Consider the following 413-nt stretch of genomic DNA (forward strand, 5'->3'; position numbering starts at 1 on the left):
GGGTGTCAGCGGGTGGGCAGGTGGTGCAGGCTGCGGACCGACCGCCACAGGTCGGCGTCGCAGTTGCCGGCGCGTTCGGCGAACGCGGCCGAGGTGATCCGGGTCGGCTCGGTGAGACTCAGCCAGCTGTCGTGCTCGGCGCCCGGGTCCCAGTCCCGCGTGGGAATGCGGACGTGGTCGTCCCGGTCGCTCTTGTCCTGGCTGGTGATCTTCAGTACGTCGGCGCCCCGGGAGTCGGCGCGCAGCACCAGGCAGGGCCGCACCTTGGAGCCGCTGCCGTCGGCGTACGGCACGCCACGCTCAGCCGCGAGCTGACCGAACACCAGTACCGCTACTACGTGCTGGACGCGCCAACCATCGCCGATGCCGAGTTCGACCGGCAGCTGCGCGAGCTGGAGGCACTGGAGGAGGAG

1 protein-coding gene and 1 pseudogene are annotated in these 413 nt (G+C 71.2%); one reads left to right on the forward strand and one right to left on the reverse strand.

Annotated elements, in window-relative coordinates; genetic code table 11:
- Positions 1-5: 5 nt before the first annotated feature.
- Complete coding sequence (locus EAD98_RS00360) at positions 6-323, reverse strand: type II toxin-antitoxin system PemK/MazF family toxin (RefSeq protein WP_368666139.1); 318 nt, start codon at positions 321-323, stop codon at positions 6-8.
- Here EAD98_RS00360 and EAD98_RS00365 point away from each other — a divergent pair.
- Positions 288-413 (forward strand): annotated as a pseudogene (locus EAD98_RS00365) (hypothetical protein); the annotation flags it as partial. The gene EAD98_RS00360 and the pseudogene EAD98_RS00365 sit on opposite strands and share 36 nt — an antisense overlap.

The organism is Micromonospora sp. CV4 (assembly GCF_003667455.1).
In the GTDB taxonomy this organism is placed as follows: domain Bacteria; phylum Actinomycetota; class Actinomycetes; order Mycobacteriales; family Micromonosporaceae; genus Micromonospora.